The 14,595-nt window shown below is 66.0% G+C and carries 13 protein-coding genes; 3 read left to right on the top strand and 10 right to left on the bottom strand.

Features of this window, described 5'->3' with window-relative positions; all coding sequences use genetic code 11:
* Positions 1-218 precede the first annotated feature (218 nt).
* Together ACNPP0_RS19200 and ACNPP0_RS19195 are read left to right on the top strand one after the other, a co-directional pair.
* On the top strand, positions 219-2,723 hold the full coding sequence (locus tag ACNPP0_RS19200) for an AsmA family protein (RefSeq protein WP_332610941.1): 2,505 nt from the start codon (positions 219-221) through the stop codon (positions 2,721-2,723).
* A complete protein-coding gene (locus tag ACNPP0_RS19195; RefSeq protein WP_046807922.1) occupies positions 2,720-3,106 on the top strand; it encodes an MOSC N-terminal beta barrel domain-containing protein in 387 nt (128 codons plus the stop codon). Before ACNPP0_RS19200 ends, ACNPP0_RS19195 begins: the two co-directional genes overlap by 4 nt.
* 13 nt (positions 3,107-3,119) lie before the next feature.
* Here the strand turns inward: ACNPP0_RS19195 and ACNPP0_RS19190 are convergent, their stop codons facing one another.
* The 4 genes from ACNPP0_RS19190 to rsmD form a co-directional block, all read right to left on the bottom strand.
* On the bottom strand, positions 3,120-4,334 hold the full coding sequence (locus ACNPP0_RS19190; protein ID WP_332610944.1) for a benzoate/H(+) symporter BenE family transporter: 1,215 nt from the start codon (positions 4,332-4,334) through the stop codon (positions 3,120-3,122).
* Complete coding sequence (locus ACNPP0_RS19185; RefSeq protein WP_006221659.1) at positions 4,331-4,582, bottom strand: YfhL family 4Fe-4S dicluster ferredoxin; 252 nt, start codon at positions 4,580-4,582, stop codon at positions 4,331-4,333. The genes ACNPP0_RS19190 and ACNPP0_RS19185 overlap by 4 nt, the downstream gene beginning before the upstream one ends.
* 106 nt (positions 4,583-4,688) lie before the next feature.
* A complete protein-coding gene (gene coaD / locus ACNPP0_RS19180; protein WP_046807920.1) occupies positions 4,689-5,192 on the bottom strand; it encodes a pantetheine-phosphate adenylyltransferase in 504 nt (167 codons plus the stop codon).
* Positions 5,193-5,250: 58 nt separating this feature from the next.
* Complete coding sequence (gene rsmD / locus ACNPP0_RS19175) at positions 5,251-5,817, bottom strand: 16S rRNA (guanine(966)-N(2))-methyltransferase RsmD (RefSeq protein ID WP_046807919.1); 567 nt, start codon at positions 5,815-5,817, stop codon at positions 5,251-5,253.
* Between the two features lie 373 nt (positions 5,818-6,190).
* Here rsmD and ftsY point away from each other — a divergent pair, with 373 nt between their 5' ends.
* A complete protein-coding gene (gene ftsY / locus ACNPP0_RS19170) occupies positions 6,191-7,366 on the top strand; it encodes a signal recognition particle-docking protein FtsY (RefSeq protein WP_448706772.1) in 1,176 nt (391 codons plus the stop codon).
* Between the two features lie 83 nt (positions 7,367-7,449).
* Here the strand turns inward: ftsY and ACNPP0_RS19165 are convergent, their stop codons facing one another.
* The 6 genes from ACNPP0_RS19165 to phnC form a co-directional block, all read right to left on the bottom strand.
* On the bottom strand, positions 7,450-9,648 hold the full coding sequence (locus ACNPP0_RS19165) for a phosphocholine-specific phospholipase C (RefSeq protein WP_448706724.1): 2,199 nt from the start codon (positions 9,646-9,648) through the stop codon (positions 7,450-7,452).
* Between the two features lie 36 nt (positions 9,649-9,684).
* On the bottom strand, positions 9,685-9,879 hold the full coding sequence (locus ACNPP0_RS19160; protein ID WP_104141982.1) for a hypothetical protein: 195 nt from the start codon (positions 9,877-9,879) through the stop codon (positions 9,685-9,687).
* Positions 9,880-10,246: 367 nt separating this feature from the next.
* A complete protein-coding gene (locus ACNPP0_RS19155) occupies positions 10,247-11,905 on the bottom strand; it encodes a CYTH and CHAD domain-containing protein (RefSeq protein WP_448706723.1) in 1,659 nt (552 codons plus the stop codon).
* A gap of 216 nt (positions 11,906-12,121) precedes the next feature.
* A complete protein-coding gene (phnE, locus tag ACNPP0_RS19150; protein ID WP_448706722.1) occupies positions 12,122-12,946 on the bottom strand; it encodes a phosphonate ABC transporter, permease protein PhnE in 825 nt (274 codons plus the stop codon).
* Positions 12,943-13,827, bottom strand: coding sequence for a phosphonate ABC transporter, permease protein PhnE (gene phnE / locus ACNPP0_RS19145; RefSeq protein WP_448706721.1), 885 nt, complete (start codon positions 13,825-13,827; stop codon positions 12,943-12,945). The genes phnE (ACNPP0_RS19150) and phnE (ACNPP0_RS19145) overlap by 4 nt, the downstream gene beginning before the upstream one ends.
* Positions 13,824-14,594, bottom strand: coding sequence for a phosphonate ABC transporter ATP-binding protein (gene phnC / locus ACNPP0_RS19140; RefSeq protein ID WP_332610951.1), 771 nt, complete (start codon positions 14,592-14,594; stop codon positions 13,824-13,826). The genes phnE (ACNPP0_RS19145) and phnC overlap by 4 nt, the downstream gene beginning before the upstream one ends.
* Position 14,595: the final 1 nt, after the last annotated feature.

Raw genomic sequence — 14,595 nt, 5'->3', positions numbered from 1 at the left:
CTGCACGTTGGTGATTCCAACGTCTTCAGCACGCCTTCCTTGGTAGATCCTCTTTTCAAACGCCGCGGCCACAAGCTTCCGGCAGGAGCGAGGACTCGCCCTGAAAGGCAGACAGCTCCAATTGGCGCGTGGGTTTTCCGCCGCTACAGCACCATCCCCGCGCGTTGCGCGGTGGGCGGCATCCAAGAATTTCCAGTCGAGGTACCGACGGGGCAGCAATGAAAACGTGGTTCAAGCGCATTTTGATAGGCCTGGTTGTGTTGGTTGTCGTGGCCGTCGTTGGCCTGGCCATCTTCTTGCTGACATTCGACCCCAACGCGTACAAGTACAAGCTGGAAGAGCTTGTGCAGGAACGCTATCACCGCACATTGACGATCGACGGCGAGATCGAGTTATCGCTCTTTCCGCGCATCGGCTTGTCGGTGCAGGGCGTGTCGCTGTCCGAGCCCAACAGCTCGGACACCTTCGCTTCCATTGAAAGCACGCGCCTGGCGGTTGCCGTCTGGCCCTTGCTGTCCAACAGCTTCGTGGTCGACCACGTGGCCATCAGCGGCTTGAAGGCCCGGGTGGTGCGCGGCAAGGACGGCCAATTCAATTTCAGCAATCTGGTCGGCGGCGCATCCACCGTCACCACCGCGCCGTCCAATCCGGCCGAGGCCCTGGTGGGCGCGGCACAGACCGCCGCGCAAGCCATCACCAGCGGCACCATGCCGCCCTCCCGCAACAACATGCAGATCGATATCGCCGGCCTGGACTTGAAGGACGGCGAAGTGCAGTTGCAGGACGAAATCTCCGGCATGGCGGTGGCGGTTACGAAGATCAACGCCAATACTGGCCGCGTCACGTTCAACCAACCCTTTGATGTGCGCCTGACGGCGCGCGTGGAAGGCGGCAACCCGCGCGTGGACGCCAACCTGACGGGGCAGGCCCTGTTGACGCTGGACCCGTCCGCCAAGCGCTACGCGGCACAAAAACTGGACCTGCGCATGGACGGCAAGCTGCCCGGCGCCGAGGCCAAGAGCCTTGCCGTGCGTGGCAACCTGGCCTTCAACGGCCAGAAATCCGCGCTGGACGTGGCCGGTCTGGAAGTGGTTTTCCAGGGCGACATCACGGACCCGGCGGCGCGCGCCACCAATGTGGAAGCCAGCGTGGCCATGCCCAAGCTGGCGATCGACCCGCACAAGAGCCAGCTGCAAATTGAAAAGCTGGCGGTGCGAGCCAAGGGCGGCTCGGCTGACGGCCCGTTTGAATTCGCCGTGGACGCGCCCGCGCTGAACATTTCGCCTACCTCGGCCACCGGTGAAGCGCTGACCGGCCGCGTGCGCATCAGCGGCCTGGATGCCAGCTTTGGCCTGAACGGCATCAGCGGCAACGCCGCCGAACTCGACATCAAGGAAGCCAAGCTGGACAGCACGTCCAAGAATGGCGACCGCGTCGTGAAGCTGAATTTTGCATCGCCGCTGACTTTGAACCTGTTGCAGCGTAGCGGCGGTTTGTCGGCGCTGCGCGGCGACGTCAATATCACCGACCCGGGCTTGCCCAAGGGCAGCTTGCAGATTCCGGTGATCGGCAGCCTGAACGCCGACCTGCTGAAAGACCAGGCAAGCAGCAAGATCAACGCCGTGCTGGAAGGCGGCAAGTTCGACCTTAGCGCCGACATCACCAAGCTGTCGCAAACGCCTGCGGTGAAGTTTGCGCTGGTGGTGGACACGCTGGACCTGGACAAGCTGGTGCCGCCCGTGGTGGCCGCGCCGCCCAAGCCCCCCGCCGATGGCAAGAAGGATGATTCCAAGCCCGCCGCGCCGCCCGCGCCCGCTGCGCCGGTGGACGACACCATCGACCTGTCCGCGCTGGTTGGTCCCAGCGTCAACGGCACGTTGAAGGTCGGCAAGCTGGTGGTGCGTGGCCTGAAGGCGGATGAAGTGGCCGCCGTGGTCAAGCTTGACAAGGGCAAGCTGGAAATCTCCAGCCTGACCGCCGGTTTGTACGGCGGCAAGTTGGCGGGCGCGTTGTCGGTGGACGCGGCGCAAGGCAACCAGCTGGCCAGCAAGATGTCGCTGGCGGGTATCGCGATCGAACCGCTGTTGATGGACCTGGCCAACCGCAACGTGCTCAGCGGCACGGGCAGCCTGGCGCTGGACTTGAAGACGGCCGGCGCCAATGCCTACGCGATGAAAAGCGCGCTGGGCGGCACGTTGCAGGTGCGCCTGCGCGACGGCGCGGTCAAGGGCATCAACCTGACCCAGACGCTGCGCGAACTGAAGGCGGCCTTCAAGCCGGAATCGCAAGACGAAACCGTGCCCGCCGACACCAGCAAGCAGACCGAGTTTTCAGAAATGGACGCGGACCTTGCCTTCACCAAGGGCGTGGCGGCCGTCAAGCGCCTGAACATCGTGTCGCCGCTGCTGCGCGTGACGCAGGGCGAGCCGGCCAACATCGACTTCGTCAAGAGCGAGCTGGACCTGGTGGCGCGTGCGCGCGTCGTCAATCCGGCGGCCAACCCCGAAGGCCAGGAACTGATCGACCTGAAGGACGTGACGATTCCCGTACATGTGAAGGGCCCGTTCGACAAGCCCACGTACACGCTGCTGTGGAAAGACGCTATCGGCGCCATCCTCAAGCGCAGCCTGGAAAACAAGCTGCGTGACGCCGTCTCGGGCAAGAACGGCAACGGCAACGGCGCAGCCGTGGACAAGGCCCTGAAAGGACTGCTAGGCAAATGAGCACCGATAGCTTCCAGCCCATCGCGCAATGCGGCGTTACGGCGCAGCCGGCCGCCGCGGCGTATCACCGCCAATGGCTCATCGCCAATGATTCCGGCCAGTGGCTGAACCGCGAACTGTGCCCCCGGCTGGCCGACGTTGCGGTGGAATTGCGCCTGGGTTACCTGGTGTTGAAAGCGCCGGGCATGCTGCGCATGGACATCCCGCTGGACGTTATCGAAGACGACGACAGCGTGCGCTACAGCATGAAGGTGGGCGACCAGACCATCGATGTGATCGACGAAGGGGAACTGGCCGCGGCCTGGATCTCGAACTTCGTGCAGGTGCCGTGCCGGATCATGAAGGTGCACCCCGACACGCCCGTGGCCTCCTGGCCGGACTGAAGGGCCGCCGCGTTTACGGACGCCGCTTGAACTCGAACGCCGCGTGGGCCAGCAGGCCCGCCACCAAGCCCCAGAAGGCCGACCCAATACCCCAGAAACTGAAGCCCGACGCCGTTGCCAGCAAGGTGATGAGCGCGGCTTCGCGTCGTTGCGGGTTGACCATGGCGGCCGACATGCCGCCCATGATCGTGCCCAACAGCGCCAAGCCCGCCAACGCAGCCAGCAGGGCGGCGGGCAGGGCCTGGAAGAACACGGCCACCGCGCCCGCCACGACGCTCAGGCCCACATAGCCCAAGCCGTAGGTGGCGGCGGCGATGTAGCGCTTGGAAGGGTCGTGATGCGCTTCGGGGCCGGTGCAGATGGCGGCGCTGATCGCGCCCATCGTGACGCTGTGCGCGCCAAACGGTGCGGCCAGCAGGCCCAGAAAGCCCGTGGCGGCCACAATCCGCGAAGCCGGGGGGCGATAGCCCGCCGCCTGCAAAATGGCCAGGCCGGGCAGGTTCTGCGACGCCATGGCGACGACGAACAGCGGAATGCCCAGGCTGACGGCGGCTTGCGCGCTGAACTCCGGCGTGGTCCATACGAATTGCGTCAGGCTCCAGTCCAGCAGGTCCAGCCGGATCATGTCCAGCGCGAAGGCTAGCGCAATGGCGACGATCATCACCAGCAGCACCGCATAGCGCGGCGCCCAGCGTCGGCACAACAGGTACGTGGCGCACATGGCCAGCACCAGGCCGGGCTGGTGCGCGACGTTGCTGAAGATGCCCATGCCGAAGTTAAGCAACACGCCGGCCAGCATGGCGGCGGCGATTTCACCGGGAATGCGGCGCAGAATGGGGTCGATCCAGCCGAACAGGCCACAGGCCAGCGTCAGGCCGGCCGCAAGGATGTAGGCGCCGATGGCTTCGTTGAACGGCACGCCCACCAGCGCGGTCACCAGCAGCGCCGCGCCGGGTGTGGACCACGCCATCACGATGGGCAGGCCGGTGCGCAGGCTGTAGAACGCGCCGCCAAATCCGAATGCCAGGCTGAGTGAACCGATCCACGACCCGATGCGCGCCGCGTCCAGGCCAGCCGCGTGGCCGGCCTGCACCATCAGCACGGCGGTGCCGCCGAAGCTGACCAGCACCGCGACCACGCCGGCGGCAATTGCCGATGCCGAGATATCGCGGCGGGCGTGGTGGGAACCAGGCGGAAGGGGAATGCCGTGCTGCGTGGCGTCGCTCATGCGGCACCGGTCAGACGGCGGTACTTGGCCATAAGCTGCTCTTGGCCTTCGTTCCACTGAGGGTGCAATTCAATGCACTCTACCGGGCACACCACCTTGCACTGCGGTTCGTCGTGATGGCCGACGCACTCGGTGCATTTGTCGGGGTCGATGACGTAATAGTCATCACCCATGGAGATCGCGTCGTTCGGGCACTGGGGCTCGCAAACGTCGCAATTAATGCATTCTTCGGTGATGAGCAAGGCCATGGTGGGCAACGGTGTAAAGCCGGGGGCGGCTGCCATTGTACTGCCGGCCCGCCCAGCGCAAGAAGGGCGCGAATCGCGCCCTTCGGGATGGTGCCGTGCCGGTGGATCAGCCCGGCCAGGATTGCTCGCGGCGTTCCTTGGCCTTTTCCTGCAACCAGCGTTCCACGGACGGGAACACAAACTTGCTGACGTCACCGCCCAGCTGGGCGATTTCACGCACGATGGTGCCCGAGATGAATTGATATTGGTCCGACGGCGTCATGAACAGGGTTTCGACGTCGGGCAGCAGGTGGCGGTTCATGCCGGCCATCTGGAATTCGTATTCGAAGTCGGACACGGCGCGCAGGCCGCGCACGATGACGCGCCCGTTCTGGTCGCGCACAAAGTCCTTCAGCAGGCCGCCAAAGCTTTGCACTTCCACGTTGGGATAGTGGCCCAGCACTTCGCGCGCGATTTCAACGCGTTCGTCGATGCTGAAGAAAGGCTTCTTGTTGCGGCTGTGGGCGATGCCCACCACGACCTTGTCGAAAAGCGTGGCCGCACGGCGGACCAGGTCTTCGTGGCCGCGGGTCAGCGGGTCGAAAGTGCCGGGATATACAGCGATGATCATGCGAGCTCCGTACCGTTATTAGTGGTGTACACCATCCTCCGAAGCTCGGATTATTGATCTATTTCCGCAATGCAGCAAATTCCAGCAGATGGTAGTGGACCGCCCCTGCCTTGTCCTGCCGCAAGATCTGGAAACCTTCGGGGGCTTCGATGGCCGTTTCCGCCTCGACGTAGACGAGCCCGTGCGGGCTGAGAATACCGGGCAAGATCGGCCACAGGCGCGGCAGCCAACCCTGTCCGAAGGGTGGATCCAACAGGATGAGGTCAAAGCGGGACGCATCCATCCGTTCGGCGACCTGCATGGCGTCGCCCACGTGGATGCGTATCATGTCGGCTTTGAGCTTGTCGCGCAGTGTCCGCAGCGCGGACGCGGCGGTCTTGTCCCGCTCGACCATCTGCACATGCGCCACGCCGCGAGACGCCGCCTCGAAGCCCAGGGCGCCGCTGCCGGCGAACAAGTCCAGTACCTGTTTGTCGGCAAATTCGCCGGCCCAGAGATGATTCAACCAGTTGAACAGCGTTTCGCGAACCCGGTCGGGCGTGGGGCGCAGCGTCTCCACGTCAGGCACGGCGATGGGGGTGCGCCTGTATTGGCCCCCGACGATACGAATATACTTGTGACCCATGTTTAGCCGCTTCTTCAAGAAAAAAACCCCTCCGCCCGCCGCGCCGGCCCAGCCCGCGCCGCCGCCGGAGGTCGTGGACGCCCCCGTAGCGCCCACGGAGCCCGTTGCCGCGCCAGTCAGCCCGACGCCAGTGAGCCCGGCGCCCCTCAGCCCGGCGCCCGTCAGCACGGCGCCCGCGCCGGGTACCGCGCCTGCGCCTGCCGCGCCGTCGCCGCAGATTACGCCCCCGGTATCGCCCGCGGCGCCTACGGTGGCAACGCCGGCCGTCCCGAGCGCGCCGGCTGTGTCGTCTACACCGGCTACACCGGCTACACCGGCTACACCAGCTACACCGCCCGCGCCTGCCGCCGAATCCGTGCGTGCACCGTTGCCGATGTCGGCGTCGACGGTATCGTCCGCGCCTGCACCGGCTGCCGCGCCTCAGACCCCTTCGGCATTCGCGCCTGCGCCCGCAACGGCGCCTTCCGCCGAACCAGCGCCGGCACCAGCACCAGCCCCGGCACCAGCCCCGGCACCAGCCGCCGCGCCAGCGTCGGTTGTGCCGCCCGCGCCGATCGTAACGCCTGCACCGGCGCCCGAGTCGACGCCGACGCCCGCACCCGCACCCGCACCCACTCCCACCCCCGAAGCGCCCAGGAAATCTTCCTGGCTGTCGCGCTTGAAGCAGGGCTTGTCGCGTACGGGTCAGAGCATTGGTGGCATTTTCGTCGGTGTGAAGGTCGATGAAAACCTGTTCGAGGAACTCGAATCGGCGCTCATTATGGCCGATGCGGGCCTGGAGGCCACCGAGAAGCTGTTGACCGCGCTGCGTGCGCGGGTCAAGAAAGAACGCATCGAAGACCCCGCCAAGGTCAAGGCCGCGCTGCGACAGTTGCTGGCCGACCACCTGCGCCCGCTGGAGCGCGGCTTCAATCTGACCAGCGCCAAGCCGCTGGTGGTGATGATTGCCGGCGTGAACGGCGCCGGCAAAACCACGTCTATCGGCAAGCTGGCGCACACGTTCCAGCGCCAGGGCGCCAGCGTGTTGCTGGCGGCGGGCGATACCTTCCGCGCGGCCGCGCGCGAACAATTGGTGGAATGGGGCAGCCGCAACAACGTCAGCGTCATTTCGCAAGAGGGGGGCGACCCGGCTGCCGTGGCCTTTGACGCCGTCAACGCCGGCCGCGCGCGCGGCATGGGCGTGGTCATGGTGGACACGGCGGGTCGCCTGCCCACGCAGCTGCACCTGATGGAAGAACTGAAAAAGATCCGTCGCGTCATCGGCAAGGCGGATGCATCGGCGCCGCACGAAGTGCTGCTGGTGGTGGACGGCAACACGGGCCAGAACGCCTTGGCGCAGATTCGCGCCTTTGATGCCGCCATCAACCTGACCGGCCTGGTCGTGACCAAGCTGGACGGCACTGCCAAGGGCGGCACGCTGGCCGCCGTGGCGGCGGGCAGCCAGGGCGTGCGTCCGATTCCGGTGTACTGGATCGGCGTGGGCGAAAGCCTGGAAGACCTGCAACCCTTCGTCGCGGACGAATTCGCGGGCGCCTTGCTGGCGGATTGATCCGGCACTGACCCGGCAGCCGATCGCTGGCCCACCGGGCCGCAAAACGGGACGACGCCCCAGGCGCCGTCCCGTTTTGGTTATCAGCTGTCCAGCTGCCCCATCGCCGGGTCGCTGATGCCGTGCTTGCCCGTTTCCATGCGGCCCGCAAAGCGCCGCTTGAATGCCGGGTAGGTGTCGCAGCCCACCGTGAAGTCGTACCACTGGCCGCTGCTGGTGACCGGCCAGCTCAGTTCGCCGACCTGTCCCGCCGCCACCGATGCCGTCCACGGGCCATCGTTGCGGTAGGCCATGGCTTGCACCGTGAAGACGCAGTCCTGCGTGCCGTTGTTGTGCAGTTTGACCTGCACCTGGGCGTCGTCGCACGGCACGTAGCAGACCTGGATTTCGGGCTGTGCGCCGGCCGCGCGCATCAAGTCGCCCGCGAATGAACGGTGGTAGCCGTTGGGACCCAGCACCCACAAGTCGTACTGGCCGCTGTCGCCCGACACGTCCCAGACGTCATCCAGCGATTTGCCCGCTTCGACCACGTAGCGGCGCGGAATGCGGTCCAGGTGCAGCTTGTCGTACACATGAAAGACGGCTGCCGTTTGCGCACCGCTTGCGTTGGCGAACAGCAACTGCACGCGGTTCTCGCGGGCTTGCTCGCGCGCGCTGGTGTGCAGCTCGTACGGCAGCGCGCGCGACGGGCGCGTGCCCGAGGCCTGGGGGGCCAGCGTTTGCTGCGTGGGGATGGCGATGGCCGGCTGCGCTTCCTGCCAGGTCGTCAGCCCGTCGGCGTCCGTCTTGGTCGTGCGGCCCGACAGGGTCGGCAGGCGGGCGCTGTTGGGCGACACGAAGTCCAGCGTGGTGGTCAGGTCGCCGCACACGGCACGGCGGAACGCGCTGATGTTGGGTTCCACGACGCCAAAGCGCTGTTCCAGAAAGCGCAGCGCGGAGGTGTGGTCGAACACCTGCGAATTGACCCAGCCGCCCCGGCTCCACGGTGAAATCACCCACATCGGCACGCGCATGCCCGGGCCGAACGGCTTGCCGTCGGCGGTCAGCTGCTTGGGCGTGGCGGGCGGATAGGTGAAGTATTCAAACGCCATCTGCGCGTCGGTCAGCGTGGACTTGCCGGCCAGCGTGCCATCGTCGTTGCGCGACGGCGCCGACGGTGTGGGCATATGGTCGAAGAAGCCGTCGTTCTCGTCGTAGGTCACCAGGAACACCGTCTTGCTCCAGACCTCGGGCGACTGCGTCAGCGCGTCCAGCGCGGCCTGGATGTACCACGCGCCCTTGGCGGGGCTGGAGGGGCCGGGGTGCTCGCTGTAGGCGGCCGGTGGGATGATCCAAGACACTTCGGGCAGCGTGCCGTTCGCGACGTCGTCGCGCAGGCTTTGCAGGAAGCCGCCGTCGGCCATCGTGTTGCCAAAGCCCTTGGCCAGCGGGCTGTACTGGTCGTCGATGGCCGGGTTGTACGCGGGGCCGCCCTGGTTGCTGACGCGGCGGTCCGCCGGCATTTTTTCGATCTCGGCGCGCCAGTGCCGAAAGCTCATCATCTCGTTGCAGCCGAAGTTGTCGGGGATGTTCTGGTAGACCTTCCAGCTGACGCCGGCCGCTTGCAGGCGGTCGGCATAGGTGGTCCACGTCCAGCCTTCGGTGGACGGGCCCACGTCGGCGCCGTCGTTCCATTCGTTCATCACCACCGACACGTTGTCGCCCGACGGGCCGTTGGTGCCGGTCCAGAAAAACAGGCGGTTCGGGATGGTGCCGGCGTGCATCGAACAGTGGTAGTTGTCGCACAGCGTGAAGGCGTCGGCCAGCGCGCGGTGGAACGGCACTTCGGCGGTTTCGTAGTAACCCATGGATAGCGGCTGCTTGGCGCTGGGCCACTGGTTCATGCGGCCGTGGTCCCACGCCGCCTGGCAGTTGGGCCACGAGTGCGGCGTGCTGCCGGCGCGTTGCGCGTTGCCCTGCGCCGCGTCCAGGTGGTAGGGCAATTCTTCGGTGCCGTCGCTGCGCGTCTGGTGGAATACCGATTTGCCGTTGGCCAGCGGAATGGGAAAGCGGTCGCCAAAACCGCGCACGCCGGGGAAGGTGCCGAAGTAGCCGTCGAAGGAACGGTTTTCCAGCATCAGCATCACAACGTGCTTCACGTCCTGAATCGTGCCGGTGGCGTTGCTGGCTTCAATGGCGAGCGCCCGGCGGATGCTGGGCGGGAACATCGACAGTGCGCTGACCGCGGCGGTGGCGCCCACGGTGGTCTTGAAGAACTTTCGTTTGGATGCGTCGAACGTCATTGGCTTGTCTGTCCTGGTGATCGATGGGAAACGGGCTCAAGGCGCGCAGTGCACCGCGCACGCGGCCGGGGGCGCGGGCGGGGTGGGCGTCGTGGTGGGCGGGGCGGGAGCCGGTTCGTCAGAGTCGTTGTCGTCACCGCCGCAAGCGGACAGCGCGAACACCAGCGACAAGGCGCATAAGGCCGCAAGGCCTCGTCTTGCATGGGCGAGCAAGGGGGATTGGGTTTCCATGGTTCGGTCGTTGTGGATGGGCTGACGGCCCGCAAGGGCCGTCGTGCCGTCACACAGGACGAATGTCGGGCGGGATGCTGCGGGCCACGAATGCACCCGGCGCGGGGCGGCCGGGCGACAGCTATCCAGTATTGACGCCGTTAATGTCGACAAATTGACAGCAAGCTGACCGGTTGCTGACTCTGGCCCTTTTTTTGAAACGCCTTGCTAGAAGCGTGTCCAGGTGCAAAACGCGCGGCCAATTGTCGCGAAGATGGGGTAGATGGGCCGACGCGCCGACGCGCCCGCCAGACACTGCCCCGCAAACGATGTGCGCTCGCAGAGGCCACAACGCCGAGACGCGTGGCGCAGCCGCGCGCGGCCTGGCCTAGCGCCAGAACGGCTTGCTTTTCGCCAGGGCGTCGAAGGCCTTTTGTGCATCCACGGCCAGTTCCTCCAGCCGTGCGCTGATCCAGCCCAGCGCGAACCAAGCTTGCGGATGCGTGGCGGTGCACGACTCGTAGTAGTCCTTGGCGACGGCCAGATCGTTGATTTCGCCCAGCACGTCCTGCACGCGGGACAACAGCTTGCGGTAGCCGCGCAGCTTGGCGGCGGGCAGCAGCGATTCGGCAAACGCCAGGCTGTAGCGCAGCCGCTTGCCGCGCTTGCGCAATTCATGGCGCGTGGGGATATCCAGCTTGGAGAACTGCGTGCCCTGTTCCGCCACCTTGCTGTGCCAGCGGTGCAGGCGCCGCGCCAGTTGTTTGCGCAGATGGTGCGGATCGGGTTCGGGCGCCAGCATGGGGATGATGGTCGGCTTGACGCTGGTGGCGGCCAGTGCGCCTTCCAGTCGGATGGCCGGTTCGGGCGCGGCGTCGCTGGGCGTGCCGTTGGCCACGGTTTGCGCGCCGCCCGAAGGCAAGGGGGGCGGCACCTCCAGGCTCCATTCCAGCAGCTCCAGCAGCCAGGCCTGGAACGCCTTGCCGGCGGCAATCGTCTGCGCGTCCTGTTCAGGCGGCGCGGCTTCCATCGGAATCACGGGCATGCCGGCGCGGATCAGTGCGGGCGCCACCGTTTCATTCAGCACGTCCTGGTCGCGGTTGGCCCCAAAGGCGGCAAAGTGCGTGCGCACGCCTTGCAGCAGTGTGTCCGGCACCGGCGCCACCCAGCCGTCGAACAACTTCCAGGCCGAGCGCAGGCGGCGTACGCCCACACGCAACTGGTGCACGTGTTCGGAATTGCCGGCGCGGTAGACGCCTTCGGTATCGACTTCGGCCAACACGGCGGCGTTGCGCGCGATCTGGTCCAGGCATTCGGCGGCGATGCGGCCCATGGCTTGCGGCGCCGTCATGTCCTCGCGCAGCTTGACCGGGGCAGCACCGCGCGGTGCCCAGAATTGGGCAATGGCCTGGGCGCGGCGCGCTTCCAGGTCGTCGCCGGGGTTGGCGTCCTCAACGGCAAGCTTGTGGGCCAGTTGCGCCAGCGCGTCGCCGCGTTCGGACTTGCTGCGCGGGTCCAGCACCAGGCTGTGGCGCTGTTGCCAGCCACGCGCCACGGCGAAGATGGCGGCGGGGCGGCCCGACATCAATTCAAATTCCAGTTCGGAAATCGGCAGCTCCAGCGCGCCGGCACGCAGGATGCCGGTGTCGAAGGCCAGCTCGACCGTGCCGTAACGCGTGCGGACTTTGCGCAGCAGCCGCAGCACGTCCGTTTCATAGCGCAGGCCCAGTTCGCCCTTGACCGCGCCCAGCGCCTCTTCGACTTCGGTGCCGGCATAGACGGACAGGTCCAGCACGGGGCCGGGCCGGGGGTGGTTCAGTTCGATGCGCGTGATGGCGTTGATGCCGGGCATCTTCAGGGTCTGCACCCAATCCGGGCCTTCCTGGCGCAGCCGGATGGCAATGCGCGCCCGCGCCAGCTCGCGTTCGGGCGTGTCGAAGTACATGGCATGCAGACGGATGCGCGTGGCGTCGCGTTGCTTGACTTCGTTCTTTACGGCCTGGCGCGTCGCGGCGGGCACGTGCAGTTTCAATTCCTGTTCCGACATGGCGGGGGGTGTCCGACGGCAAAAGCCGAGATCTTAATCAAGCAAGGGGGCGGATTTGATGACGGGTCATATTTTGGTCACATCGAGCATAGTCGCCATTCGCGGTGCACAACAAGCCGCTGCTGCCCGGCCAAAGAAAAACGCCGCCCTTTCTCAAGGGCGGCGCCAAGGAGCGCTGGTCAGGGGAAACCGACAAGCGTAATCAGGAACCAGCGCTTACAGGATGCGCTTGCGCGCCTGCGTGATGATGATTTCGGCCAGCACGACCACAACGAAGATGGCGGCCAGCACCAGCGCCACGCGATCCCACTGGAACAGGTTCAGCGCCGTATCCAGCGCCATGCCGATACCGCCCGCGCCCACCAGCCCCAGCACGGCGGATTCACGCACGTTGATGTCCCAGCGCAGCAGCACGATGGACCAGAACGCCGGGCGGATCTGCGGCCAGTAGGCATACCAAAGTACTGATGCCTTGCTGGCCCCCGTGGCGGTAACCGCTTCGATCGGCCCGCGCTGCGCTTCTTCGATGGCTTCGCCCACCAGCTTGCCCACGAACCCGATGGAGCGGAACGCAATGGCCAGCGTGCCGGCCAGCGCGCCCGGCCCGAAGATGGCGATGAACAGCAGCGCCCACACCAGCGAATTGACCGACCGGCTGGACACCAGAATCAATCGTGCCAGCATGTTGATGGTTTTGCTGGGCGTCAGGTTGTTGGCCGCCAGCAGGCCCACCGGTACCGCCATGAAGACGGACAGGATGGTGCCCAGGGTGGCGATGTGCAGCGTTTCGATCAGCGCGCTGTGCACGCCGTCCGGGTAGTAGGCCCAATCGACCGGCCACATGCGGCGAAACAGGTCGGCCATCTGCTCGGGCGCGTCATACAGGAATTCCGGTATGACTTCCACGCCGCGTATGGCTTGCGCGATGGCCGCCACCACCAGCAGATACAGCGCAAAGCGCAGCAGCCGCTGGCCCATGCTGTAGCGCAGCCACACACGCGGCGAGCCGGGCGGATTCAGGCTTGAGGCGTGGGCGTTCATTCTTCCACCTCGGCCTTGCGGGCCACCGGCGGCTTGCCGGAACCGATACCGCGCGCGCCGGCGAAGCGGCCTTGCAGGATGCGGTCAAAACCCAGGTTGTCCAGGAACACGGCGCGCACGAAGCCCGCGATGATTTCGCCCAGCATGATGATGGCAATCAAGGTCAGCAGGATGGCGCTGATGAAGTCGTAGTCAAAGCGCTGGAACGCCGAGAACAGCGTGCCGCCCACCCCGCCCGCGCCCACGATGCCCACCATGGTGGAGTTGCGCAGGTTCGAGTCGAACTGGTAGGTGGCAAAGCCGATAAAGCGCGCGAACACCTGCGGCAGCACGCCGAAGATGATCACGTTGGCAAACGACGCACCGCTGGCGCGCACCGCTTCCACCTGCTTTAGCGATATCTCTTCGATGGCCTCGGTGAACAGCTTGCCGATGAAACCGATGGACGCCACCGTCAACGCCAGGATGCCCGCCAGCGCGCCAAAGCCCACGGCTTTCACGAACAGGATGGCGACGATGACCGGGTGCAGCGCGCGGCACAAGGCCACCAGCGAACGCGCGGGCCACGACACCCAGGCGGGCATCATGTTGCGCGCGCCAAGCAGGCCCACGGGCAAGGCGAACAGAATGCCCAGCACCGAGGCCAGCACGGCAATTTCCAGGCTTTCGGCAATGCCCTTCCACAAGGTGGCGGGCTTTTCGAAATTGGGCGGAAACATGCGCGAAAGAAACGTCGACGCGTGTCCCATGCCGGTTTCGAAGCGCGCCCAGCTGAAATCCAGCTGCGCGCCCGCATAGATGGTGTAGATCACCAGCAACACCAGGCCCGCCTTGGCGCGCCCGGACATGGCAAAGGGGCGACCGCCCCGGGGGTGCGTCATTCCAGCCAAGACTCGCCTCCGTAGATGGTCTTGAGCATGGCGGCGTCCAGCCCCTGGCCGTCGCCGTCGTAGACCACATGCCCGCCGGACATGCCGACGATGCGGGTCGCGTAGCGGCGCGCCAGTTCCACGTCGTGGATGTTGACGATGACGGGGATGCCGGTGGCGCTGCCCTGGTCGGACAGCAACTCCATGATTTCAACGGAGGTCTTCGGGTCCAGCGACGAGGTCGGCTCGTCGGCCAGCAGCAGCTGGGGGCGCTGCATCAGCGCGCGGGCGATGCCCACGCGCTGGCGCTGGCCGCCCGACAGCGCATCGGCGCGCTGGTCGGCAAAACCCGCCAGCCCGACGGTGTCCAGCAGCTTGTAGGCATGCTCGATATCTTCGGGTTCAAAGCGGCGCATCCAGGCCTTCAGCGCCGAGGTATAGCCCAGCCGGCCCGTCAGCAGGTTTTCCATGACGGTCAGGCGTTCGACCAGGTTGTATTCCTGGAACACCATGCCGATGCGCCGGCGGGCGCGGCGCAGCGACGCGCCACGCACACGGGCCAGGTCCACGGCGCCATCCTTGGACTGCAACACGATCTCGCCCTGGGTGGGTTCGATCAGCCGGTTGATGCAGCGCAGAAGCGTGCTTTTGCCCGTGCCGGAAGGGCCGATGATGGCGGTCAGGCCTTGACCGGCGATTTCAAGGTTGATGCCATTGAGAACCGGCCGGCCGGCCCGGTATTCCTTGACCAGGCCGGAAATGCGTAGCGACGTCGTCATG

It is taken from the genome of Achromobacter semiaridum (genome assembly GCF_053543755.1).
The sequence above is the reverse complement of the archived record's forward strand: the minus strand, read 5'-3'. Positions and strand labels throughout refer to the sequence as shown.